Origin of the sequence: Enterobacter soli (assembly GCF_964208575.1) — a bacterium.
Lineage (GTDB): Bacteria > Pseudomonadota > Gammaproteobacteria > Enterobacterales > Enterobacteriaceae > Enterobacter > Enterobacter soli_A.
On the sequence record NZ_CAXOFU010000009.1, the window covers coordinates 163,830 to 185,459 of the forward strand.

Consider the following 21,630-nt stretch of genomic DNA (forward strand, 5'->3'; position numbering starts at 1 on the left):
GCTAATCTCCGTTGATTTTCAAAAGGTTCAGGCGTGGCGTGCGCCGACGGGTAGCTGTTGATTATTAGCAGGCTTAACAATCAGAGTAAGCCACACTGAGGCAAAAAGCGCCACCCCCATAAATATGTATGACGCGGACGGGCTGCCGGTCGCACCGTTCAGATAGCCCACAAACCAGGAGCCGAAGAAGGAGCCCAGCGCGCCCATGCTGTTGATCAGCGCCATCGCGCCACCCGCCACGTTGCGCGGCAGCATCTCCGGGATAATGGCGAAGAACGGGCCGTACGGCGCGTACATGGCGGCACCAGCGATCACCAGCAGAGTGTAAGAGACCCAGAAGTGGTTTGCGCCGACCGCCCAGGAGCCGATAAACGCAAAGGCGGCAATCAGCAGCAGCGGCCAGACGAACAGCTTACGATTTTGCAGTTTGTCCGACGCCCAGGAGGCAATAATCATCGCGATGGTCGCCGCCAGATACGGCACCGACGACAGCCAGCCCACTTCCACCATGCCGAGGTTCTCCCCGCCGCTGCGGATAATCGACGGCAGCCACAGCACGAAGCCGTATACGCCGATGCTCCAGGTGAAATACTGCGCGCACAGCAGAATAACGTTGCGGGAGCGGAAGGCTTCGCCGTAGTTACGCACCGCTTTCAGGCCCTGCTGCTCTTTATCCAGCTGCGCCTGGAGGGCGGCTTTTTCGTCTTCGGAGAGCCATTTCGCCTGGGACGGTTTGTCTTTCACCAGCACCCACCAGCAGAATGCCCAGATCACCGCCGGGACGCCTTCGATGATGAACATTTCACGCCAGCCGAATGACTGGATCAGGTAGCCGGACACCACCGACATCCACAGTACCGTGACCGGGTTACCGAGGATCAGGAAGGTATTGGCGCGGGAGCGTTCGGATTTAGTAAACCAGTTGCTGATGTAGATAAGCATCGCTGGCATGACCGCCGCCTCGACCACCCCGAGGATAAAGCGAATCGCCGCCAGCGCAGGAATGTTGTTCACCACGCCGGTCAGCGATGCGCAGCCGCCCCACAAAATCAGGCAGATGAAGATAAGCTTCCGCACGCTGCGTCGCTCGGCGTAGATTGCGCCGGGGATCTGGAAGAAGAAATAGCCGAGGAAGAAAAGGGCGCCCAGCAGCGATGAGACACCTTTGGTGATCCCAAGATCTTCGGTGATCCCCGCCGCGGACGCGAAGCTGAAGTTGGCACGATCGAGGTACGCCAGGCTGTACGTGATAAACACGATTGGCATGATGTACCACCAGCGTTTTACTGCATTGGTCGAACTGTTCATAGGCTTGCCTCTGTTGTTGAGGATATACCGCCGTTGTATGTAGGGTACACGGTGGCTTAATTAACGTATGTGTTTAAGTAATTTATGCGCCGAGCTGCGCGCGGGTGGGCAATCCTTCGCTGTCGCCCTGCACCTGGATCGCCAGGGATCCAATTTTGTTGCCCCGCTCAACGGCCTGTTGCAGCGGTTTTCCTTCCAGCAGGGCGCTGATCACCCCAACGGCGAAGCCATCCCCTGCGCCAACGGTATCCACCACGTTATCGACTTTTACTGCCGCCACCGCGCCCTGCTCGCCGCTGGCGGTTTTAAACCAGGCGCCGTCGGCGCCGGTTTTCAGCACGACCGCCTTAACGCCTTGATCCAGATAGAAATCGGCAATCGCTTCCGGTGTTTTTTGTCCGGTAAGGACGATCCCCTCTTTGACGCCGGGCAGCACCCAGTCGGCCTGAAACGCCAGATGGTTAAGCTTTTCGACCATCTCCGCTTCGCTTTTCCACAGCACCGGGCGCAGGTTCGGGTCGAACGAAATGGTTTTGCCCTGCGCCTTCATGGCCGCGGCCGCATGGTCGAGGAGTTCATAGGAGCTGGCCGAGAGCGCAGCCGCCACGCCGCTCAGGTGCAGGTGCCGGGCAGAGGCGAAGTAGCGGGCGTTGAAATCCTCCACGGAAAGGTGGCTGGCCGCAGAGCCTTTGCGGAAATACTCCACGATGGGATCGGTTCCATTTTCGACTTTTGACTTCAGCTGAAAGCCGGTGGCAAAGCGCCCGTCGAGCGTCACGCCCGCGGCGTCGATGCCCTCTTTTTTCAGGGAGTCGAGAACGAAGTGGCCGAAGCTGTCATCCCCCACGCGGCTCACCCAGCCGACGTTCAGCCCCAGGCGCGCCAGGCCGGTCGCCACGTTCAGCTCTGCACCCGCCACGCGCTTAATGAAGCTCTCGACCTCGCGTAGCTCGCCCGTTTGCGTGGCGACGAACATCGCCATCGCCTCGCCAATGGTGATCGCATCCAGCGTCTTTTGCATGATTTACTCCTCGCGCAGCAGGTTAACGTAGTGACGGGTAACGGCGGTTAAGTCCGCCCCTTCCAGCGGAAATTCGATGCCGCGCGGCGCGTCGGACGGCAGCTGGTCAAGCAGCGCAAGCCAGCGGGCGTCGGCGGTATCCGGCGCAATCGCGCGGAACTGCTCTTTGTGCGGGACGGCGGCCTTCACGTGGATATAGCTGACGGCGGGGGCCAGCTGGCGCGCGGCCTCTTCCGGCGAATCGCCGACCCACAGCCAGTTGCCCATATCAAAGGTCAGGGTGACGGGCAGCGACATCACCCGGCAGGCCGCCTTGAAGCGCTGCATCGGCGCGAGCTGGCCGCAGTCGGTTTGATCGTTTTCGACCACCAGCGTCATGCCGCTCTCATTCAGCAGGGCATACAGCGCCTCAAGCGGCTGTTTGTCGCGAAAATGGCCGAGCGAAACCTTAAGCCACAGGGCGTTGAGCGTGCTGGCCTCGGCGAGATAGCGCGGCAGATCCGGGTTAAGGGCGCCATCAGGGGTAAACAGGGGCGCGGGAGCAGAGTAGCAGGCCAGCAGACCCAGCAGCTCGATGGACTCACCCAGCGCGGGCAGCGCCCGTAATTCTTCGCTGCTGAACAGCTCGCGGCGGATCTCCACGCCGTCGGCACCCGCGGCGGCAATGACGGGAAGCATCGCCCGCTGTCCGCCCGCCTGTTGCACCCGATCCGCGCCATACGCGGCGGTGACCACCATTATTTTCCTGCTCATTGCCGGACTCCATCTAACACATCGTAGTATTACGCTAGATGGAACCGGTTCCAAAGGAAAGGTCAGGATGTTGAATTTATGATCGCTATCACGAAGGGAAAATTAACGTGCGGTGGAGCCGCGGACGATCAGCTCGCCGGAGAAAACCTGCTCGCGAACGGTGTCGCTTACGCCCTCGATGCGGCGAACCACCTGTTCTACGGCGGCATAGCCAATCTGCCAGGTGGGCTGTTTGAGGGTGGTAATGCCGACGCCCGCGAGCTCTGCCCACTCCAGTTCGTCGAACCCGAGCAGGCCAATGTCGCTGCCCCAGTGCAGTCCGATACGCTTGAGGGAGCGCGCCACCTGCAGGGTGAGCGCCCCGTTGGCGGAGATCACCGCTTTGCGCATTCCGCGATGGCGGGTGTGGAACTGGCGCAGGATATTGTCGATCTGCCCGGCCTCGTGCAGCGGCGTTTCGGCATTTTCGGCGATCACGCCGGGGTAACGCGCCAGCGTGGCGCGAAACGCGCTCAGGCGGTCGCGGCGGGTGTTGACCATGCCCAACGGTTCGCTCAGAAACAGGATCGCCTCGAAGCCTTGCTCAATCAGGTGTTCGGTCGCGGTGGTCGCCGCCTGGGTGTTGTCCAGCCCGACCACATCGCAGGCGAAATCGGGAATTTTTCTGTCGATGAGCACCATCGGCAGGGAAGATTGCTGCAGGCGGTTCAGCCCCTCTTCGCGCATCCCCACGGCGTTGACCACGATCCCTTCCACCTGGTAGCTGCGCAGCAGATCGAGGTAGTGCAGTTCCTGATCCACTTCGTTATTGGTGTTACAGACCAGCGGGGTAAAGCCCTTTTCGCGGCAGGCGGCTTCAATGCCGCTCAGCACGTTGACGGAGTAGGGGTTGGTGATGTCGGCGATGATAAGCCCGATGAGGCGGGTGCGGCCACGCTTCAGGCCGCGCGCCATCAGGCTTGGGCGATAATCCAGATCGGCGATGGCCTGTTCAATTCGAGCCAGCAGCGCGTCGGATAGCAGGTGTTTCTCGCCGTTGAGATAGCGAGAAATGCTGGTTTTCCCGGTTTTGGCGGCTTTCGCCACGTCGCTGATGGTGGCCCGTGCTGGTTTGCTCATCGCTGATTTCCCTGTATTGAGTGGGAATACCTTAGCGGGAAAATCAACGATGGCAAGCGGTTCATGCCGGGGTAGGCGCCCTGATGCCCCCTCCCACGGGGAGAGGGGGAGAGGCGATTACTGCAGAGGGCTCAACGTAATCTCTACGCGACGGTTCTGCGCTTTGCCTTCGGCGGTGCTGTTGCTGGCGATTGGATTTGCCGGCCCCATCCCTCTGCTGTTAATACGGCCCGCTTCCACGCCCTGGGTGATTAACGCGCTGGAGACCGCGTCGGCACGCTGCTGCGACAGACGGTTGTTCAGATCCAGGCTGCCGGTGTTGTCGGTGAAGCCGAACACGTTCACGGCGGTCTTGTTGTACTCCTTGAGCACCATCGCCACGCCGGTCAGGGTGTTAGCACCCGCTGGCTTCAGGGTGGCGCTGCTTGAGTCAAAGGTCACGTTGTTCGGCATGTTCAGGATGATGTTGTCGCCGCTGCGCGTCACGCTCACTCCGGTGCCTTTCATTTTTTCACGCAGTTTGGATTCCTGCACGTCCATGTAATAGCCCGCGCCGCCGCCCAGTGCTGCGCCTGCCGCGGCACCAATCAGCGCGCCTTTGCCGCGATCTTTTTTGGACGAGGAGAGCGCGCCAATACCCGCGCCTACCAGCGAACCGAGGCCCGCGCCAATGCCTGCTTTACCCGCTTCTTTCTCGCCGGTGTAAGGGTTTGTTGTGCAGCCTGAAACCGCCAGTGCGCCGCTCACGATAGCGGCAATGACCAGTACGCGTTTTTTCATCTTATTTCCTTAATCCTTTTTATTCTTTGCCACGACGCGCGTGGCGGTTGATTATGACGTCCAGATACGGAGAAAATTCCGGGTATAACTCTGAAATTTGTGTCAAATCATAAACAGCCTCAATCAGAAGGCCGTAAACCTGCACGCATCCAGGAGCGCACGCTTGAGCACATCAACCAAAACCATTCTGACCGCCGCCCACTGGGGCCCGATGCTGGTCGAAACCGACGGCGAAAATGTCCTGTCATCCCGCGGGGCCTTGCCCGTGCAACACCCTAACTCGCTGCAAACCATGGTCCGCGATCAGGTCCACAGCAAAACGCGCGTGCGCTGGCCGATGGTGCGTAAGGGCTTTCTGGCGTCGCCGGACAAACCGCAGGGCGTTCGCGGGCAGGATGAATTTGTTCGCGTGAGCTGGGATGACGCGCTCGCGCTAATCCATTCGCAGCATAAACGTATTCGTGAAACCTATGGCCCGGCGTCTATCTTCGCGGGCTCTTACGGCTGGCGCTCAAACGGTGTGCTGCACAAAGCGGCGACGCTTTTGCAGCGCTACATGAGCCTGGCCGGGGGATATACCGGGCATCTGGGGGATTACTCCACGGGCGCGGCGCAGGCCATCATGCCCTACGTGGTGGGCGGCAATGAGGTTTACCAGCAGCAGACCAGCTGGCCGCTGGTGCTGGAACATACCGACGTGGTGGTGCTCTGGAGCGCCAACCCGCTCAACACGCTGAAGATTGCCTGGAACGCCTCCGACGAGCAGGGCATTTCCTACTTCGACGCGCTGCGCAAAAGCGGCAAACGCATTATCTGCATTGACCCAATGCGCTCCGAGACCATGGATTTCTTCGGCGACAGCGCCGAATGGCTTGCGCCGCACATGGGCACGGACGTGGCGATGATGCTCGGGATCGCCCACACGCTGATTGAGAACGGCTGGCACGACAGCGATTTCCTCGCGCGCTGCACCACCGGCTTCGACGCCTTCGCGGAGTACGTGACCGGGAAAAGCGACGGCGTGGCGAAAACGGCGGACTGGGCGGCAGAGATTTGCGGCATCAGCGGCGATAAAATCCGCGAACTGGCGGCGTTATTCCATGAAAACACCACCATGCTGATGTCCGGCTGGGGGATGCAGCGCCAGCAGTTTGGCGAGCAAAAGCACTGGATGCTGGTCACCCTTGCCGCCATGCTGGGACAGATTGGCACGCCGGGCGGCGGGTTTGGCCTCTCTTACCACTTCGCCAACGGCGGCAACCCGACGCGCAAAGCCGCGGTGCTGGCCTCCATGCAGGGCTCGGTGCAAAACGGCACCGACGCCGTGGAGAAAATCCCGGTGGCGCGCATCGTCGAAGCCCTGGAAAACCCCGGCGGCTTTTATCAGCACAACGGTATGGACAGGCACTTCCCGGATATCCGCTTCGTCTGGTGGGCGGGCGGCGCGAACTTCACCCATCATCAGGACACTAACCGCCTGATCCGCGCCTGGCAGAAGCCGGAGCTGGTGGTGATTTCAGAGTGCTTCTGGACGGCGGCCGCTAAGCATGCGGATATTGTCCTGCCTGCCACCACCTCGTTTGAACGCAACGATCTCACCATGACCGGCGACTACAGCAACCAGCATATGGTGCCGATGAAGCGGGTTGTGCCGCCGCGCGACGAAGCGCGTGACGATCTGGACGTGTTCGCCGATCTGAGCGAGCGCTGGGAGGAGGGCGGCCGCGAGCGCTTCACCGAAGGCAAAACCGACCTGGAATGGCTGGAAACCTTCTACCAGATTGCCGGACAGCGGGGTGCCGCGCAGGGGGTAACCCTGCCGCCGTTCAACGAATTCTGGGAAGCGAACGCGATTTTCGAAATGCCGGAGAGCGAGGAGAACGCGCAGTTTGTCCGCTTTGCGGACTTCCGTCGCGACCCGGAAAAGCACCCGCTGAAAACCGAGAGCGGGAAAATCGTCATTTACAGCCAGCGCATCGCCAGCTTTGGCTACGCCGACTGCCCGCCGCATCCGAAGTGGCTGGAGCCGGACGAGTGGCACGGCAATGCGCAGCCGGCGCAATTGCAGGTGCTGTCCGCTCACCCGGCGCATCGTCTGCACAGCCAGCTCAACTACTCATCGCTGCGTGATACCTACGCCGTCGCCGGGCGCGAGCCCATCACGCTGAATACGGAAGATGCGAAAGCGCGCGGGATTGTGGATGGCGACGTGGTGCGCGTCTGGAACTCTCGCGGGCAGGTGCTGGCCGGAGCGGTGGTGAGCGACGGCATTCGCCCCGGGGTGATCTGCATTCACCAGGGCGCGTGGCCCGACCTTGAGCGGAGCGAAGGCGGGATCTGCAAAAACGGCGCCGTTAACGTGTTAACCAAAGATCTCCCCAGCTCGAAGCTGGGGAACGGCTGTGCCGGGAATACGGCGCTGGCGTGGGTGGAGAAATATCAGGGGCCGGAGCTTAAATTAACGGCGTTTGATCCGCCTGCCAGCTCATGATCCACGTCGGGTGTTGGGTATCATCCTGCCAGGCGCTGTCTTCAATGCGAAAGCCCTGCGCGTGGTAGAAATTCACCGCCCGGACGTTTTTCTGATACACCTCCAGGCTGAGATAAGGATAGCGCTGCTGGACTGAGTTCAGCAGCGCGCGCCCGATCCCCCTGCCGATAAACGCCGGGGCGACGAACAGCGCGCCGACAAACTGCGACTGCATCACGCTGACGAATCCGCGCGGGGTTCCGTCCTCTTCCCAGACCCAGGTTTCGGCGGAGGGGAGATAAACATCGCGCACGAGAATTTCATTCTCTTTCCAGTATTCCGGGTCGATAAACGGATGCGCTTCGGTCGTACTGTCAAGCCACAGGCTTAGCAGCGGCGCGGTGTTCTCATTTTGCCATTTGCGGATCATCAACGCCCCCCGGGTGACAGAAACAGCCTGTGATGTGGTCATTCACCAGCCCACAGGCCTGCATAAACGAGTAACAGATTGTGGTGCCCACGAACTTAAAGCCTCTTTTCTTCAACGCCTTAGAGAGCGCGTCGGAGGCGGGCGTCGAGGTAGGGATCTCCGCGAGCGTGGCGGCCTGGGTGACTTTCGGCGTGTGTTCTACAAACGACCAGACAAAGTCTGAAAACGGCTCGCCGTTTTGCTCCATCGCCAGCCAGGCGCGGGCGTTACCGATAATGGCCTGGATCTTGCCGCGATGGCGGATAATCCCGGCGTCCAGCACCAGGCGTTCGACGTCCTCTTCGGTCATTGCCGCGACCGTCACCGGGTCGAACTGATGGAAGGCTTTGCGGTAGTTCTCGCGCTTTTTCAGCACCGTAATCCACGACAGACCTGCCTGCTGGCCTTCGAGGCAGATCATCTCAAACAGTTTTTTGCCGTCTTTTACCGGCACGCCCCATTCGCTATCGTGGTAGTCGATATAAAGCTGATCCTGGCTTACCCAGCCGCAACGTTGCATAGGTTATCTCCCTTATCGGTCCTGAAACCGCAAAAATTTCAATCTGTCAGGCTTGACGTGTCTGCTAAAGAGACAATAGTTAATACAGGGCTAAGGCCCTCATACCTTTCTAAACAATGACAAATATCGCCGAATTCGGCTCTTTCTGGAGTCGCTTTGATGATGATAAAAAAAATCAGTGGCTGCCATGCTGTTTCTGGCCTGGTGGGTGTCTCAGCCTGCTTGTTTTTTTGTAACACAGCTTTCGCCTGGCAACAGGAATATATCGTTTCAGACGCGCAAAGTAATACGGCAGAACGTTATACATGGGATGCCGATCACCAACCGCGCTATGAAGATATTCTCGCGGAGCGAATTAATACCTCGCAGAACGTGCCGGGGCTTGCCCTGAATCTTCCCTCGGACGCGTCTACGGATGCGACCGGCGGCATGAGTGTGGGCTGGAACTTCCCGGTTTCCGGCCATATCACCACCGGGCCGGTCGTGGCATGGCGCTATGACGGCACGGCGCCGAACATGTACAACGAGTTTGGCGACAGCGCAGCCACGCCATCGCTCACCGATCCTCTCTGGCACGCCAGCGTCAGTTCGCTCGGCTGGCGCGTGGATACGCAGTACGGGGATCTGCGCCCCTGGGCGCAAATCAGCTATAACCAGCAGTTTGGTGAAAACCAGTGGAAATCGCAGTTTGGCATGTCCCAGTCGCCTTCGCCGACGCAGTACGGAAACTGGATGGATGTCACCGTAGGGGCGGATGTTCTGGTTTATCCCCATATGGCGGCTTACGCGTCGCTGTCTCAGGCGGATAACACCACCACCGGGGAAGACTTTTTATATACCCTGGGAGTGAGTGCCAAATTTTAGGGGTGTTGCTTTTCTCAACACTGCTATAACATTTTTAATACAATGCTGGTCGGGGTTACAGCGATAGTGAACACTAACTTGTGTGCACTCTGTTCCCCGGCAAGGTCATTCATTCCGCATTCCAGGCATTTCATTCCGTTTCTCCTGCACTTCATGCCGTTTTACCCCATCGGTTTTAGGGTTTTGGTTATCGTTGTCCTCAGCGAATTCCCTTAATTTCTCTTGCAGGACAACTGCCATGAACACATCAACATACAACCGCACTCGCTGGCTGACCCTTATCGGCACCATCGTGACCCAGTTTGCGCTGGGTTCGGTCTACACCTGGAGCCTGTTTAACAGCGCACTTTCCGACAAGCTCGATGCTCCGGTGAGCCAGGTGGCGTTTTCATTCGGCCTGTTGAGCCTGGGTCTGGCGCTCTCTTCATCCATCGCCGGGAAGCTGCAGGAACGTTTTGGCGTTAAGCGCGTGACCATGGCGTCCGGTATCCTGCTGGGCGTTGGCTTCTTCCTGACCGCCCACTCCAGCAACCTGATGATGCTGTGGCTGAGCGCCGGGGTGCTGGTGGGTCTGGCAGACGGCGCGGGCTACCTGCTGACCCTGTCGAACTGCGTGAAATGGTTCCCTGAGCGTAAAGGCTTAATCTCGGCGTTTGCCATCGGCTCCTACGGCCTGGGCAGCCTCGGCTTCAAATTTATCGATTCACAGCTGCTGGCCTCCGTTGGCCTCGAAAAAACCTTCATGATCTGGGGCGCAATTGTGCTGGTGATGATCCTCTTCGGCGCAACGCTGATGAAAGACGCGCCGCAGCAGGAAGTGAAATCGGTCAACGGCGTGATGGAAAACGACTTCACCCTGGCGCAATCCATGCGTAAACCGCAGTACTGGATGCTGGCGGTGATGTTCCTGACGGCGTGCATGAGCGGCCTGTATGTGATTGGCGTGGCGAAAGATATCGCTCAGGGCATGGTGAAACTGGATGCAATGACGGCGGCGAACGCGGTGACGGTTATTTCTATCGCGAACCTGTCTGGTCGCCTGGTGCTGGGGATCCTGTCCGATAAAATTGCCCGCATCCGCGTCATTACGCTGGGTCAGGTGGTGTCGCTGGTGGGGATGGCCGCGCTGCTCTTTGCGCCGCTGAACGAAGCCACCTTCTTCGCCGCCATCGCCTGCGTAGCGTTTAACTTCGGCGGCACCATTACCGTCTTCCCGTCACTGGTCAGCGAATTCTTTGGCCTGAACAACCTGGCGAAAAACTACGGTGTGATTTATTTAGGCTTCGGTATCGGCAGTATTTGCGGCTCGCTGATTGCCTCTCTGTTCGGCGGTTTCTACGTGACCTTCTGCGTAATATTCGCCTTACTGATTATTTCCCTGGCGCTCTCCACCACCATTCGCCAGCCGCAGCGCGAAGTGTTTAACGAAGCGCACGCGTAATAAGCACAAGCTAACCCACCAGAAGGCCGGATATCCGGCCTTTTTTATGTCTGAAAAACGGTGACTTAGACGAAAATGTCCGCGTTCGGATTTGATTTTTTGTAAATAACTGTACCGATCACATTCTCTGCTGCCACTTTTTTGTTTCCCTGTGGTCTACTGACCACGCTTGTAGACGTTTCTTAGAACGATTCCCTGAGCGAATATTTAATCTGTTCACATTTGATTCAGGTGTGAACGGCGTTACAGTCCCTTTTTCCGGGTAGCTTGCATGAAATACATTAAATCGATGGCGCAACAAAAGCTGTGCTTTTTGCTGGCGTTGTACATCGGCCTGTTTATGAATGGCGCTGTTTTTTTCCGTCGGTTTGACGGTTACGCGCAAGATTTCACCGTCTGGAAAGGAATTGCAGCGGTTGTCGAAATGGTCGCTGCGGTATTAGTCACCTTCTTCTTATTCCGTATTCTCTCTCTGTTTGGTCGTCGCGTATGGCGGGTGCTGGCAACGTTGGTTGTGCTGTGCTCGGCGGGGGCCAGCTATTACATGACCTTTATGAACGTGGTGATCGGCTACGGCATTATTGCCTCGGTGATGACCACGGATATCGATCTCTCTAAAGAGGTCGTTGGCCTGCACTTTATTCTCTGGCTGGTGGCGGTGAGCGCCTTACCGCTGCTGCTCATCTGGAGCAACCGCTGCCGGTATACGCTGGTTCACCAGATCCGCACCCCGGGTAAGCGCTTTCGAAGCGTGGCGGTGGTGCTGGTGGCCGGGCTGCTGGTGTGGGGGCCGATTCGTCTGCTGGACGTGAAGCAAAAGTACGACGAGCGCACCTCCGGCGTGGATATGCCAAGCTACGGCGGCGTGGTGGCGAACTCCTATCTGCCGTCAAACTGGATCTCCGCGCTGGGCCTCTACGCCTGGGCGCAGGTGGATGAATCCTCTGACAACAAATCGCTGATGAACCCGGCGAAGAAGTTTACCTACGTGGCCCCGAAGGATATCGATGACACCTACGTCGTCTTTATCATCGGTGAAACCACCCGCTGGGATCACATGGGCATCCTGGGCTACGACCGTGACACCACGCCGAAGCTGGCGCAGGAGAAAAACCTGATCGCCTATCGCGGCTACTCCTGCGACACCGCCACCAAGCTCTCCCTGCGCTGTATGTTCGTGCGTGAGGGCGGGGCGAGCGACAACCCGCAGCGTACCCTGAAGGAGCAGAACGTCTTCTCCGTGCTGCATCAGCTTGGGTTTAGCTCTGACTTGTACGCCATGCAGAGCGAAATGTGGTTCTACAGCAACACCATGGCGCAGAACATCGCCTACCGCGAGCAGATTGGCGCCGAGCCGCGCAACCGCGGCAAAGCGGTGGATGACATGCTGCTGATTGACGAGATGAAGCTCTCCCTGAACGGTAATCCGGACGGCAAGCACATGATCATCCTGCACACCAAGGGGTCGCACTTTAACTACACCCAGCGTTATCCGCGCAGCTTCGCGAAGTGGACGCCGGAGTGCGTGGGCGTGGATAAAGACTGCACCAAAGAGCAGCTGATTAACTCCTACGACAACTCCGTGACCTACGTCGATCACTTTATTGATAGCGTGATTGACCAGGTGCGCGATAAGAAAGCGATTGTGTTCTACGCCGCCGACCACGGTGAGTCCATCAACGAGTTTGAGCACCTGCACGGCACGCCGCGCAAAATGGCGCCGCCTGAGCAGTTCCGCGTGCCGATGATGGTGTGGATGTCTGACAAGTATCTGGAAGACCCGGAAAAAGCGCAGATGTTTGCCCACCTGAAGAAAGAGGCCGACATGAAGGTGCCGCGCCGTCACGTTGAGCTGTATGACACCATCATGGGTTGCCTGGGCTATACCTCTCCGGACGGTGGCATTAACGAAAATAACAACTGGTGTAAGCTCCCTGATAATGCTGCAAAAGCCGCGCAGTAGGGCGTCTGGCGAGTTTCTCGCCAGTTGAATGGCTTTTTTAATTTAAGGGATTGACGGGGGCGCACCTCAGCAGTAAGATGCGCTCCGCATTCGGCGAGTAGCGCAGCTTGGTAGCGCAACTGGTTTGGGACCAGTGGGTCGGAGGTTCGAATCCTCTCTCGCCGACCACATTCAGAAAAGGGCTAACCGTAAGGTTAGCCCTTTTTGCATTAGTGATTTATTCACCTTAATTATCCAAAACGCCCCTTATCCCCGCTTCACGCTGCCTGCTCTCGGTTTTGTGACATAATCCATTGTATTTTTTTATATATGGATTGATCTTTTTTCGCGTTGCTTATGGATAACCTCAGCATTTTTCGCTGTGCGTTTTAACGTTCGCGGTATTTAGTGCTCAGATAATCACCATTTCGCAAGAAAATTTACCCAATCTGAATAAAAGTTAATCACTGGATGTTGCGAAATATGAAGTTTTTTGTGCTGCATCATGGCGAGTAGCATAAATTTCCCTGCTGAAAACTGGCTCTCAGAGTTTTTTTAATCTTTGTTTGCTGTTTCTCACACTCCACGTAAATCCCCGCCACCTGTATTGACGTTTTCACATTCTGTTGACAGATTGTAGGGCACGAGGGGCATTTCAGGGAGGATCTGCGCTGCAACTCAAACGCTCTTCTGAAAGGATTCTCCATCCCTTTAACGCCTACGGGCATCACCGACCAGACCGGGTAAAAAATAAATAAAGGTCAGGCGGCGTAACACAACAAAGCAAAACATCACATTGGAGCAGAATAATGAGTATTTCCTTGAAGAAGTCAGGGATGCTGAAGCTTGGTCTGAGCCTGGTGGCCATGACCGTCGCAGCAAGCGTACAGGCAAAAACCCTGGTTTACTGTTCTGAAGGCTCGCCGGAAGGCTTTAACCCACAGCTCTTTACCTCTGGTACGACGTACGACGCTAGCTCTGTACCTATCTATAACCGTCTGGTTGAATTCAAAACCGGCACCACGGAAGTTATTCCGGGTCTGGCTGAGAAGTGGGACGTCAGCGAAGACGGTAAAACCTACACCTTCCACCTGCGTCAGGGCGTGAAGTGGCAGGACAGTAAAGAATTCAAACCAACGCGCGACTTTAACGCCGACGACGTTGTGTTCTCCTTCGATCGTCAGAAAAACGCTCAGAACCCTTACCACAAGGTGTCTGGCGGCAGCTATGAATACTTCGAAGGGATGGGTCTGCCAGACCTGATCTCTGAAGTGAAAAAAGTTGACGATAAAACCGTTCAGTTCGTGCTGACCCGCCCGGAAGCCCCATTCCTGGCTGACCTGGCTATGGACTTCGCCTCTATTCTGTCGAAAGAGTACGCGGACAACATGCTGAAAGCGGGCACCCCGGAGAAAGTTGACCTGAACCCAATCGGTACCGGTCCATTCCAGCTGCTGCAATACCAGAAAGACTCCCGCATTCTGTACAAAGCGTTTGAAGGCTACTGGGGCACGAAACCGCAGATCGACCGTCTGGTCTTCTCCATCACCCCGGATGCGTCCGTACGTTATGCCAAACTGCAGAAAAACGAGTGCCAGGTTATGCCGTACCCGAACCCGGCTGACATCGCTCGCATGAAGCAGGACAAAAACATCAACCTGCTGGAGCAGGCTGGTCTGAACGTGGGCTATCTCTCCTTCAACACCGAGAAGAAACCGTTTGACGACGTGAAAGTGCGTCAGGCGCTGACCTACGCGGTGAACAAAGAAGCGATCATCAAAGCGGTTTATCAGGGCGCAGGCGTTGCCGCGAAGAACCTGATCCCACCAACAATGTGGGGCTACAACGATGATATTAAGGACTACACCTACGATCCTGAGAAAGCGAAAGCGCTGCTGAAAGAAGCAGGCCAGGATAAAGGCTTCACCGTTGAGCTGTGGGCGATGCCGGTACAGCGTCCGTACAACCCGAACGCACGCCGTATGGCGGAAATGGTTCAGGCCGACTGGGCGAAGATTGGCGTTCAGGCCAAGATCGTGACCTACGAGTGGGGCGAGTACCTGAAACGCGCCAAAGCGGGTGAACACCAGGCTGTGATGATGGGCTGGACCGGTGACAACGGGGATCCGGACAACTTCTTCGCCACCCTGTTCAGCTGCGCAGCGGCGAAAGACGGTTCTAACTACTCTCGCTGGTGCTACAAGCCGTTTGAAGACCTGATCCAGCCGGCGCGCGCGACCGACGATCACAACAAACGTATCGAACTGTACAAACAAGCGCAGGTTGTTATGCACGATCAGGCTCCGGCGCTGATTGTTGCTCACTCCACCGTGTACGAGCCAGTGCGTAAAGAAGTGAAGGGCTACGTGGTTGATCCACTGGGCAAACACCACTTCGAAAACGTGTCTGTTGAATAATAAGTAGGGTGTTCTCCCTCTCCTTTTGGGAGAGGGCAGGGGTGGGGGGTTGTGCAAACGCGCCCTCACCCTAACCCTCTCCGCAGGGAGAGGGAATTTACATTTGTGAGCAATACAGACGTCACGCCACTTGTCGTGCGTCATCAGAGAGAATCCGGGTTATGTTGCAGTTCATCCTCCGACGTCTGGGACTTGTCATCCCCACGTTTATCGGTATCACCCTTCTCACTTTTGCCTTCGTCCATATGATCCCCGGCGACCCGGTAATGATTATGGCGGGCGAGCGTGGTATCTCCCCTGAACGTCATGCACAGCTGCTGGCGGAGCTTGGCCTGAACAAGCCGCTGTGGCAGCAGTACCTCAACTATATCTGGGGCGTGCTGCACGGTGATTTAGGGATTTCGCTGAAAAGCCGTCTTCCGGTGTGGGACGAGTTCGTACCGCGTTTTAAAGCCACGCTGGAACTCGGCGTCTGCGCCATGATTTTCGCCACCGCGGTGGGTATTCCTGTTGGGGTACTGGCTGCCGTGAAGCGTGGCTCTATCTTCGACCATACTGCCGTTGGCCTGGCGCTGACCGGCTACTCCATGCCTATCTTCTGGTGGGGCATGATGCTGATTATGCTGGTTTCGGTTCACTGGAACCTGACCCCGGTATCCGGGCGCGTCAGCGATATGGTCTTCCTTGACGACTCCAACCCGTTGACCGGCTTTATGCTGATCGACACGGCGATTTGGGGCGAAGAGGGCAACTTCATTGATGCCGTGGCGCACATGATCCTGCCTGCGATGGTGCTGGGGACAATTCCGCTGGCGGTTATCGTGCGTATGACCCGCTCCTCCATGCTGGAAGTGCTCGGTGAGGACTACATTCGTACCGCGCGCGCCAAAGGCCTGACCCGCATGCGCGTCATTATCGTTCACGCGCTGCGTAACGCGATGCTGCCAGTGGTAACCGTTATCGGGCTGCAGGTGGGCACGTTGCTGGCAGGTGCGATCCTGACCGAAACCATCTTCTCCTGGCCGGGGCTGGGGCGTTGGCTGATTGACGCACTGCAGCGCCGTGATTATCCGGTAGTGCAGGGCGGCGTGCTGCTGGTTGCGACGATGATTATCCTCGTCAACCTGCTGGTCGATCTGCTGTACGGCGTGGTGAACCCGCGTATTCGTCATAAGAAGTAAGGGGCCATCATGTCACAGGTTTCTGAAAACAAAGTTGTTGCTGCACCGGTTCCAATGACGCCGCTGCAGGAGTTCTGGCACTACTTCAAACGCAATAAAGGCGCGGTGGTCGGGCTGGTGTACGTCACCATCATGATTCTGATTGCCGTATTTGCGAACGTGCTTGCGCCTTATAACCCGGCAGATCAGTTCCGCGATGCGCTGCTCGCGCCGCCTGCATGGCAGGACGGCGGTAGTCTGACGCACCTGTTAGGCACGGACGACGTAGGCCGCGATGTGCTGTCGCGCCTGATGTACGGAGCGCGCCTGTCGCTGCTGGTCGGCTGTCTGGTGGTCGTGCTGTCGCTGGTGATGGGGATCATACTCGGCCTGGTTGCCGGCTATTTCGGCGGTATCGTTGATAACATCATCATGCGTATCGTCGACATCATGCTGGCGCTGCCAAGCCTGCTGCTGGCGCTGGTGCTGGTGGCAATCTTCGGCCCGTCGATCGGTAACGCCGCGCTGGCGCTGACGTTTGTTGCACTTCCGCACTATGTCCGATTAACCCGTGCAGCCGTTCTGGTCGAGGTGAATCGCGACTACGTCACCGCTTCCCGCGTGGCGGGTGCCGGTGCGATGCGTCAGATGTTCGTTAACATCTTCCCGAACTGCCTTGCGCCGCTGATCGTTCAGGCGTCGCTCGGTTTCTCTAACGCCATTCTCGATATGGCCGCTCTTGGCTTCCTTGGCATGGGTGCGCAGCCGCCAACGCCGGAGTGGGGCACCATGCTCTCCGACGTGTTGCAGTTCGCGCAAAGCGCCTGGTGGGTCGTCACCTTCCCGGGTCTGGCGATTCTGCTGACGGTGCTGGCATTTAACCTGATGGGTGATGGTCTGCGTGATGCACTTGATCCCAAACTGAAGCAGTAAGAGGCACGAGATGGCGTTATTAAATGTAGATAAATTATCGGTGCACTTCGGCGACGAAGGCACACCGTTTCGCGCCGTGGACCGCATCAGCTACAGCGTAAATCAGGGCGAAGTGGTCGGTATCGTGGGGGAATCCGGTTCCGGTAAATCCGTTAGCTCGCTGGCGATTATGGGGCTGATTGATTACCCGGGCCGCGTGATGGCGGAAAGCCTGGAATTTAATGGTCAGGATCTGAAGCGCATTTCCGAAAGACAGCGCCGCCAACTGGTGGGCGCGGAAGTGGCGATGATTTTCCAGGATCCGATGACCAGCCTGAACCCGTGCTACACCGTCGGTTTCCAGATAATGGAAGCGATTAAGGTGCATCAGGGCGGTAACAAGAAAACCCGTCGTCAGCGTGCGATTGACCTGCTGACGCAGGTGGGGATCCCCGATCCGGCATCCCGTCTGGACGTTTATCCTCATCAGCTCTCCGGTGGGATGAGCCAGCGCGTAATGATTGCGATGGCGATTGCCTGTCGGCCAAAACTGCTGATTGCGGATGAACCGACAACCGCGCTGGACGTAACCATTCAGGCGCAAATCATCGAGCTGCTGCTGGAGCTGCAGCAGAAAGAGAACATGGCGCTGGTGCTGATTACGCACGACCTGGCGCTGGTGGCTGAAGCGGCACACAAAATCATCGTGATGTATGCGGGGCAGGTGGTCGAGGCCGGAAGTTCGCACGATATCTTCCGCGCGCCGCGCCACCCGTATACCCAGGCGCTGCTGCGCGCGCTGCCGGAATTTGCCCAGGACAAAGCGCGCCTGGCCTCGCTGCCGGGTGTGGTGCCGGGCAAATATGACCGTCCGCAGGGCTGCCTGCTCAACCCGCGCTGCCCGTACGCGACGGACAAATGCCGCGCGGAAGAGCCAGAGCTGAATATGCTGGCCGACGGTCGCCAGTCGAAATGTCACTACCCACTCGATGATGCCGGGAGGCCAACACTATGAGTACGCAACAGGCCGCCACGCAACAACTGCTGTTGCAGGCCATCGACCTGAAAAAACACTACCCGGTGAAGAAGGGGCTGTTTGCCCCTGAGCGCCTGGTGAAAGCGCTGGATGGCGTCTCCTTCACCCTCGAACGCGGTAAAACGCTGGCGGTGGTCGGGGAGTCCGGCTGTGGGAAATCCACGCTGGGCCGCCTGCTGACGATGATCGAAACGCCAACCGGCGGCGAGCTTTACTATCAGGGGCAGGATCTGCTCAAGCACGATCCGCAGGCACAGAAGCTGCGTCGTCAGAAAATCCAGATCGTGTTCCAGAACCCGTACGGCTCGCTGAACCCGCGTAAGAAAGTAGGGCAAATTCTCGAAGAGCCGCTGCTGATTAACAGCAGTCTGAGCAAAGAGCAGCGCCGTGAAAAAGCGCTGGCGATGATGGCGAAAGTCGGCCTGAAAACCGAGCATTACGATCGGTACCCGCATATGTTCTCCGGCGGTCAGCGCCAGCGTATTGCTATCGCCCGCGGCCTGATGCTCGACCCGGACGTGGTGATCGCCGATGAACCGGTCTCTGCCCTCGACGTTTCCGTGCGCGCGCAGGTGCTAAACCTGATGATGGATCTGCAGCAGGAGCTGGGGCTGTCCTACGTGTTCATTTCGCACGACCTGTCCGTTGTGGAGCACATCGCGGATGAAGTGATGGTGATGTACCTGGGGCGCTGCGTGGAGAAGGGGACGAAAGACCAGATCTTTAATAACCCTCGCCACCCATACACCCAGGCGCTCCTGTCCGCCACGCCGCGCCTGAACCCGGACGATCGCCGCGAGCGCATCAAGCTAACCGGCGAGCTGCCAAGCCCGCTGAATCCGCCTCCGGGATGCGCGTTCAACGCCCGCTGCCGTCGTCGCTTTGGCCCCTGCACGCAGCTGCAGCCTCAGCTGAAAGACTATAACGGTCAGTTGGTGGCCTGCTTTGCGGTCGACCAGGACGAAAACGGCGAAAAGCCGCTCTCCTGAAACCTGAAATGAAAAAACCGGCGATAAGCGCCGGTTTTTTTTGTTTCTGCTCTGCTACTTACGCAAGCGGATCTGGTCGACAGCGTGTTTCTCACTCTTGGTGAGGATCAGGCTGGCGCGCTCGCGCGTGGGCAGAATGTTCTCTTTCAGATTCACGTAGTTGATCTCATTCCACAGCCCGGTCGCCACGTTGATCGCTTCTTCTTTAGAGAGCTGGGCGTAGTTATGGAAATACGAGTCAGGGTCGGTGAACGCGCCCTCGCGGAATTTCAGGAAGCGGTTGATATACCAGCGTTGCAGCAAATCTTCCGGCGCATCGACATAGATAGAGAAATCGACAAAGTCAGAGACAAACACATGATGCGGATCGTGCGGATAGTCCATGCCGCTTTGCAGAACGTTCAGCCCTTCCAGAATCAGAATGTCCGGCTGCACAACCGTTTTGTCGCCATCCGGGATACGGTCGTAAATCAGGTGCGAGTAAACCGGTGCGGTGACGTTCGGCGCGCCAGACTTCAGATCAGAAACGAATTTAACCAGGCGATGCATATCATAGGAGAGCGGGAAGCCCTTCTTCTTCATCAAGCCGCGTTCTTTTAATACTTCGTTCGGGTGCAGGAAGCCGTCGGTGGTAATCAGCTCTACGCTGCGGTGCTCCGGCCAGCGGCTCAACAGCGCTTGTAAAACGCGCGCGGTGGTGCTTTTCCCGACGGCAACGCTACCGGCAATACTGATGATATAAGGAATGCGCTGGCCGTTGGTGCCGAGGAACTGTTCGAGAACCGCCTGGCGGCGCAGGTTGGAGCTAATATAGAAATTGAGTAAGCGAGATAAGGGTAAATAGATCTCTGCGACTTCTTCCAGCGACAAGTCTTCATTTATCCCTTTTAACCGTGCTATTTCGCCTTCCGTTAGCGTCATTGGGACGGAATCGCGAAGGGCAGCCCACTGGCTACGGTTAAACTGAAGATACGGCGTCATTAACGTTTGCTCTTTTTTGCTCATAAGCACGTTTTCGTGAATTCCCGACAAAACGGCAGCGTCAGGGGGCATCACACAGTTAATTTTGGACAATGGGCAGGAGGTTAACACCAGATGACAGGAATAATAAGAAAAAATATGGTCAGCGCTGCGTTACGCGGGAGCCATCACGATACGGGATATACGCGGTAAATAGCCTTGCAACGATGGATTTTTAACCGTGAGTGGGTGATTTTACAGCGTTTAGACCTTCTTTCGCATAAAATGTGAGCGAAAGAACGTTTTATGCAATTTTTTAGTTGCATGACCGCGCATGTCTCCATAGAATGCGCGCTACTTGATGCCGACTTAGCTCAGTAGGTAGAGCAACTGACTTGTAATCAGTAGGTCACCAGTTCGATTCCGGTAGTCGGCACCATCAAGTCCGGTGGGGTTCCCGAGCGGCCAAAGGGAGCAGACTGTAAATCTGCCGTCACAGACTTCGAAGGTTCGAATCCTTCCCCCACCACCACTTTCTGGCAGCGTAAATGCCGCCGGAGCTGGTTGAAAAAATTAGCCAGCTCAAACATGAAAAGAGAGAAATCTCTTTTTTTGTTACAGAAAGAACTGGGTAGCCGAGTTTCAGGATGCGGGCATCGTATAATGGCTATTACCTCAGCCTTCCAAGCTGATGATGCGGGTTCGATTCCCGCTGCCCGCTCCAATACGTGCTGATATGGCTCAGTTGGTAGAGCGCACCCTTGGTAAGGGTGAGGTCCCCAGTTCGACTCTGGGTATCAGCACCACTTCACTTCTCCCTCCCGTTTCTCTCTGTTTCAATTTAAATGTATTCAACAGTTCAGGCATTTCGCCTGGTTGATGTGGTGATATCACCGATTTATCCGTGTCTTAGAGGGACAATCGATGTCTAAAGAAAAGTTTGAACGTACAAAACCGCACGTTAACGTCGGTACTATCGGCCACGTTGACCATGGTAAAACAACGCTGACCGCTGCAATCACTACCGTTCTGGCTAAAACCTACGGTGGTTCTGCTCGTGCATTCGACCAGATCGATAACGCACCAGAAGAAAAAGCTCGTGGTATCACCATCAACACTTCCCACGTTGAATACGACACCCCGACTCGCCACTACGCACACGTAGACTGCCCAGGCCACGCCGACTATGTTAAAAACATGATCACCGGTGCTGCGCAGATGGACGGCGCGATCCTGGTTGTTGCTGCGACTGACGGCCCAATGCCTCAGACTCGTGAGCACATCCTGCTGGGTCGTCAGGTAGGCGTTCCTTTCATCATCGTGTTCCTGAACAAATGCGACATGGTTGATGACGAAGAGCTGCTGGAACTGGTAGAGATGGAAGTTCGTGAACTGCTGTCTCAGTACGATTTCCCAGGCGACGATACTCCAATCGTTCGTGGTTCTGCTCTGAAAGCGCTGGAAGGCGA

Annotated in this window: 18 protein-coding genes and 5 tRNA genes; 15 read left to right on the plus strand and 8 right to left on the minus strand. The window is 57.1% G+C overall.

Features of this window, described 5'->3' with window-relative positions; genetic code table 11:
* Window positions 1-27: 27 nt before the first annotated feature.
* From AB6V08_RS11805 to AB6V08_RS11825, 5 genes are all read right to left on the minus strand, one after another.
* Complete coding sequence (locus AB6V08_RS11805; protein WP_368542823.1) at window positions 28-1,308, minus strand: MFS transporter; 1,281 nt, start codon at window positions 1,306-1,308, stop codon at window positions 28-30.
* Window positions 1,309-1,390: 82 nt separating this feature from the next.
* Window positions 1,391-2,329: a sugar kinase gene (locus AB6V08_RS11810; protein ID WP_368542824.1), complete on the minus strand. Its 939-nt coding sequence runs from the start codon at window positions 2,327-2,329 to the stop codon at window positions 1,391-1,393.
* Window positions 2,330-2,332: 3 nt separating this feature from the next.
* Complete coding sequence (locus AB6V08_RS11815) at window positions 2,333-3,082, minus strand: sugar phosphate isomerase/epimerase family protein (protein WP_368542825.1); 750 nt, start codon at window positions 3,080-3,082, stop codon at window positions 2,333-2,335.
* 102 nt (window positions 3,083-3,184) lie between these two features.
* Window positions 3,185-4,201 carry a LacI family DNA-binding transcriptional regulator gene (locus AB6V08_RS11820; protein ID WP_368542826.1) on the minus strand — a complete coding sequence of 339 codons (1,017 nt, stop codon included), beginning with the start codon at window positions 4,199-4,201 and terminating at the stop codon, window positions 3,185-3,187.
* Window positions 4,202-4,318: 117 nt separating this feature from the next.
* Entirely contained in the window at window positions 4,319-4,981 is a 663-nt protein-coding gene (locus AB6V08_RS11825; protein ID WP_368542827.1) for an OmpA family lipoprotein, read from the minus strand.
* Between the two features lie 211 nt (window positions 4,982-5,192).
* Between AB6V08_RS11825 and AB6V08_RS11830 the strand changes: the two genes are divergently transcribed.
* Window positions 5,193-7,472 carry a molybdopterin guanine dinucleotide-containing S/N-oxide reductase gene (locus tag AB6V08_RS11830; protein WP_368542841.1) on the plus strand — a complete coding sequence of 760 codons (2,280 nt, stop codon included), beginning with the start codon at window positions 5,193-5,195 and terminating at the stop codon, window positions 7,470-7,472.
* Here AB6V08_RS11830 and AB6V08_RS11835 read toward each other — a convergent pair.
* The gene (locus tag AB6V08_RS11835; RefSeq protein ID WP_368542828.1) at window positions 7,435-7,881 is read right to left on the minus strand and encodes an N-acetyltransferase; all 447 of its coding nucleotides are present in this window, start codon (window positions 7,879-7,881) and stop codon (window positions 7,435-7,437) included. The genes AB6V08_RS11830 and AB6V08_RS11835 overlap by 38 nt on opposite strands.
* Window positions 7,859-8,440 (minus strand): DNA-3-methyladenine glycosylase I, encoded by a 582-nt coding sequence (gene tag, locus AB6V08_RS11840; RefSeq protein ID WP_368542829.1) that lies wholly within the window; start codon window positions 8,438-8,440, stop codon window positions 7,859-7,861. Before tag ends, AB6V08_RS11835 begins: the two co-directional genes overlap by 23 nt.
* 159 nt (window positions 8,441-8,599) lie before the next feature.
* On the opposite strand from tag, the gene AB6V08_RS11845 reads away from it, so the two are divergent.
* From AB6V08_RS11845 to dppF, 9 genes are all read left to right on the plus strand, one after another.
* Window positions 8,600-9,304 (plus strand): autotransporter domain-containing protein, encoded by a 705-nt coding sequence (locus AB6V08_RS11845; RefSeq protein WP_368542830.1) that lies wholly within the window; start codon window positions 8,600-8,602, stop codon window positions 9,302-9,304.
* Window positions 9,305-9,542: 238 nt separating this feature from the next.
* Window positions 9,543-10,745: an L-lactate MFS transporter gene (locus tag AB6V08_RS11850; RefSeq protein ID WP_368542831.1), complete on the plus strand. Its 1,203-nt coding sequence runs from the start codon at window positions 9,543-9,545 to the stop codon at window positions 10,743-10,745.
* A gap of 271 nt (window positions 10,746-11,016) precedes the next feature.
* Window positions 11,017-12,708 carry a kdo(2)-lipid A phosphoethanolamine 7''-transferase gene (gene eptB / locus AB6V08_RS11855; RefSeq protein ID WP_368542832.1) on the plus strand — a complete coding sequence of 564 codons (1,692 nt, stop codon included), beginning with the start codon at window positions 11,017-11,019 and terminating at the stop codon, window positions 12,706-12,708.
* Between the two features lie 91 nt (window positions 12,709-12,799).
* A tRNA-Pro gene (locus AB6V08_RS11860) sits at window positions 12,800-12,876 on the plus strand.
* Between the two features lie 620 nt (window positions 12,877-13,496).
* On the plus strand, window positions 13,497-15,104 hold the full coding sequence (gene dppA / locus AB6V08_RS11865; RefSeq protein ID WP_368542833.1) for a dipeptide ABC transporter periplasmic-binding protein DppA: 1,608 nt from the start codon (window positions 13,497-13,499) through the stop codon (window positions 15,102-15,104).
* Between the two features lie 161 nt (window positions 15,105-15,265).
* A complete protein-coding gene (gene dppB, locus AB6V08_RS11870; protein ID WP_368542834.1) occupies window positions 15,266-16,285 on the plus strand; it encodes a dipeptide ABC transporter permease DppB in 1,020 nt (339 codons plus the stop codon).
* Between the two features lie 9 nt (window positions 16,286-16,294).
* Complete coding sequence (dppC, locus tag AB6V08_RS11875) at window positions 16,295-17,197, plus strand: dipeptide ABC transporter permease DppC (RefSeq protein WP_368542835.1); 903 nt, start codon at window positions 16,295-16,297, stop codon at window positions 17,195-17,197.
* Between the two features lie 10 nt (window positions 17,198-17,207).
* Window positions 17,208-18,191 carry a dipeptide ABC transporter ATP-binding protein gene (gene dppD / locus AB6V08_RS11880; protein ID WP_368542836.1) on the plus strand — a complete coding sequence of 328 codons (984 nt, stop codon included), beginning with the start codon at window positions 17,208-17,210 and terminating at the stop codon, window positions 18,189-18,191.
* Entirely contained in the window at window positions 18,188-19,201 is a 1,014-nt protein-coding gene (gene dppF / locus AB6V08_RS11885; protein ID WP_368542837.1) for a dipeptide ABC transporter ATP-binding subunit DppF, read from the plus strand. The genes dppD and dppF overlap by 4 nt, the downstream gene beginning before the upstream one ends.
* A gap of 54 nt (window positions 19,202-19,255) precedes the next feature.
* On the opposite strand, the gene coaA is transcribed toward dppF, so the two are convergent.
* Window positions 19,256-20,206: a type I pantothenate kinase gene (coaA, locus tag AB6V08_RS11890; protein ID WP_368542838.1), complete on the minus strand. Its 951-nt coding sequence runs from the start codon at window positions 20,204-20,206 to the stop codon at window positions 19,256-19,258.
* Window positions 20,207-20,524: 318 nt separating this feature from the next.
* On the opposite strand from coaA, the gene AB6V08_RS11895 reads away from it, so the two are divergent.
* From AB6V08_RS11895 to AB6V08_RS11915, 5 genes are all read left to right on the plus strand, one after another.
* Window positions 20,525-20,600, plus strand: a tRNA-Thr gene (locus AB6V08_RS11895).
* An 8-nt stretch (window positions 20,601-20,608) separates the two neighbouring features.
* A tRNA-Tyr gene (locus AB6V08_RS11900) sits at window positions 20,609-20,693 on the plus strand.
* Between the two features lie 117 nt (window positions 20,694-20,810).
* Window positions 20,811-20,885: transfer RNA gene (locus tag AB6V08_RS11905), tRNA-Gly, on the plus strand.
* A 6-nt stretch (window positions 20,886-20,891) separates the two neighbouring features.
* Window positions 20,892-20,967 (plus strand) — tRNA-Thr (locus AB6V08_RS11910).
* Between the two features lie 118 nt (window positions 20,968-21,085).
* Window positions 21,086-21,630: GTP-binding protein (locus AB6V08_RS11915; protein WP_262822802.1), on the plus strand; the 545-nt coding region annotated here is incomplete at its 3' end.

What these genes read in the sequence shown, in the direction of transcription:
- AB6V08_RS11835 (WP_368542828.1), bottom strand. Translation starts at nt 7,881, where the DNA reads ATGATCCGCAAATGGCAAAATGAGAACACCGCGCCGCTGCTAAGCCTG.
- tag (WP_368542829.1), bottom strand. Translation starts at nt 8,440, where the DNA reads ATGCAACGTTGCGGCTGGGTAAGCCAGGATCAGCTTTATATCGACTAC.
- AB6V08_RS11845 (WP_368542830.1), top strand. Translation starts at nt 8,600, where the DNA reads ATGATGATAAAAAAAATCAGTGGCTGCCATGCTGTTTCTGGCCTGGTG.
- dppD (WP_368542836.1), top strand. Translation starts at nt 17,208, where the DNA reads ATGGCGTTATTAAATGTAGATAAATTATCGGTGCACTTCGGCGACGAA.
- AB6V08_RS11810 (WP_368542824.1), bottom strand. Translation starts at nt 2,329, where the DNA reads ATGCAAAAGACGCTGGATGCGATCACCATTGGCGAGGCGATGGCGATG.
- dppC (WP_368542835.1), top strand. Translation starts at nt 16,295, where the DNA reads ATGTCACAGGTTTCTGAAAACAAAGTTGTTGCTGCACCGGTTCCAATG.
- coaA (WP_368542838.1), bottom strand. Translation starts at nt 20,206, where the DNA reads ATGAGCAAAAAAGAGCAAACGTTAATGACGCCGTATCTTCAGTTTAAC.
- dppA (WP_368542833.1), top strand. Translation starts at nt 13,497, where the DNA reads ATGAGTATTTCCTTGAAGAAGTCAGGGATGCTGAAGCTTGGTCTGAGC.
- AB6V08_RS11815 (WP_368542825.1), bottom strand. Translation starts at nt 3,082, where the DNA reads ATGAGCAGGAAAATAATGGTGGTCACCGCCGCGTATGGCGCGGATCGG.
- dppB (WP_368542834.1), top strand. Translation starts at nt 15,266, where the DNA reads ATGTTGCAGTTCATCCTCCGACGTCTGGGACTTGTCATCCCCACGTTT.
- AB6V08_RS11850 (WP_368542831.1), top strand. Translation starts at nt 9,543, where the DNA reads ATGAACACATCAACATACAACCGCACTCGCTGGCTGACCCTTATCGGC.
- AB6V08_RS11820 (WP_368542826.1), bottom strand. Translation starts at nt 4,201, where the DNA reads ATGAGCAAACCAGCACGGGCCACCATCAGCGACGTGGCGAAAGCCGCC.
- dppF (WP_368542837.1), top strand. Translation starts at nt 18,188, where the DNA reads ATGAGTACGCAACAGGCCGCCACGCAACAACTGCTGTTGCAGGCCATC.
- AB6V08_RS11825 (WP_368542827.1), bottom strand. Translation starts at nt 4,981, where the DNA reads ATGAAAAAACGCGTACTGGTCATTGCCGCTATCGTGAGCGGCGCACTG.
- AB6V08_RS11830 (WP_368542841.1), top strand. Translation starts at nt 5,193, where the DNA reads ATGCTGGTCGAAACCGACGGCGAAAATGTCCTGTCATCCCGCGGGGCC.
- eptB (WP_368542832.1), top strand. Translation starts at nt 11,017, where the DNA reads ATGAAATACATTAAATCGATGGCGCAACAAAAGCTGTGCTTTTTGCTG.
- AB6V08_RS11805 (WP_368542823.1), bottom strand. Translation starts at nt 1,308, where the DNA reads ATGAACAGTTCGACCAATGCAGTAAAACGCTGGTGGTACATCATGCCA.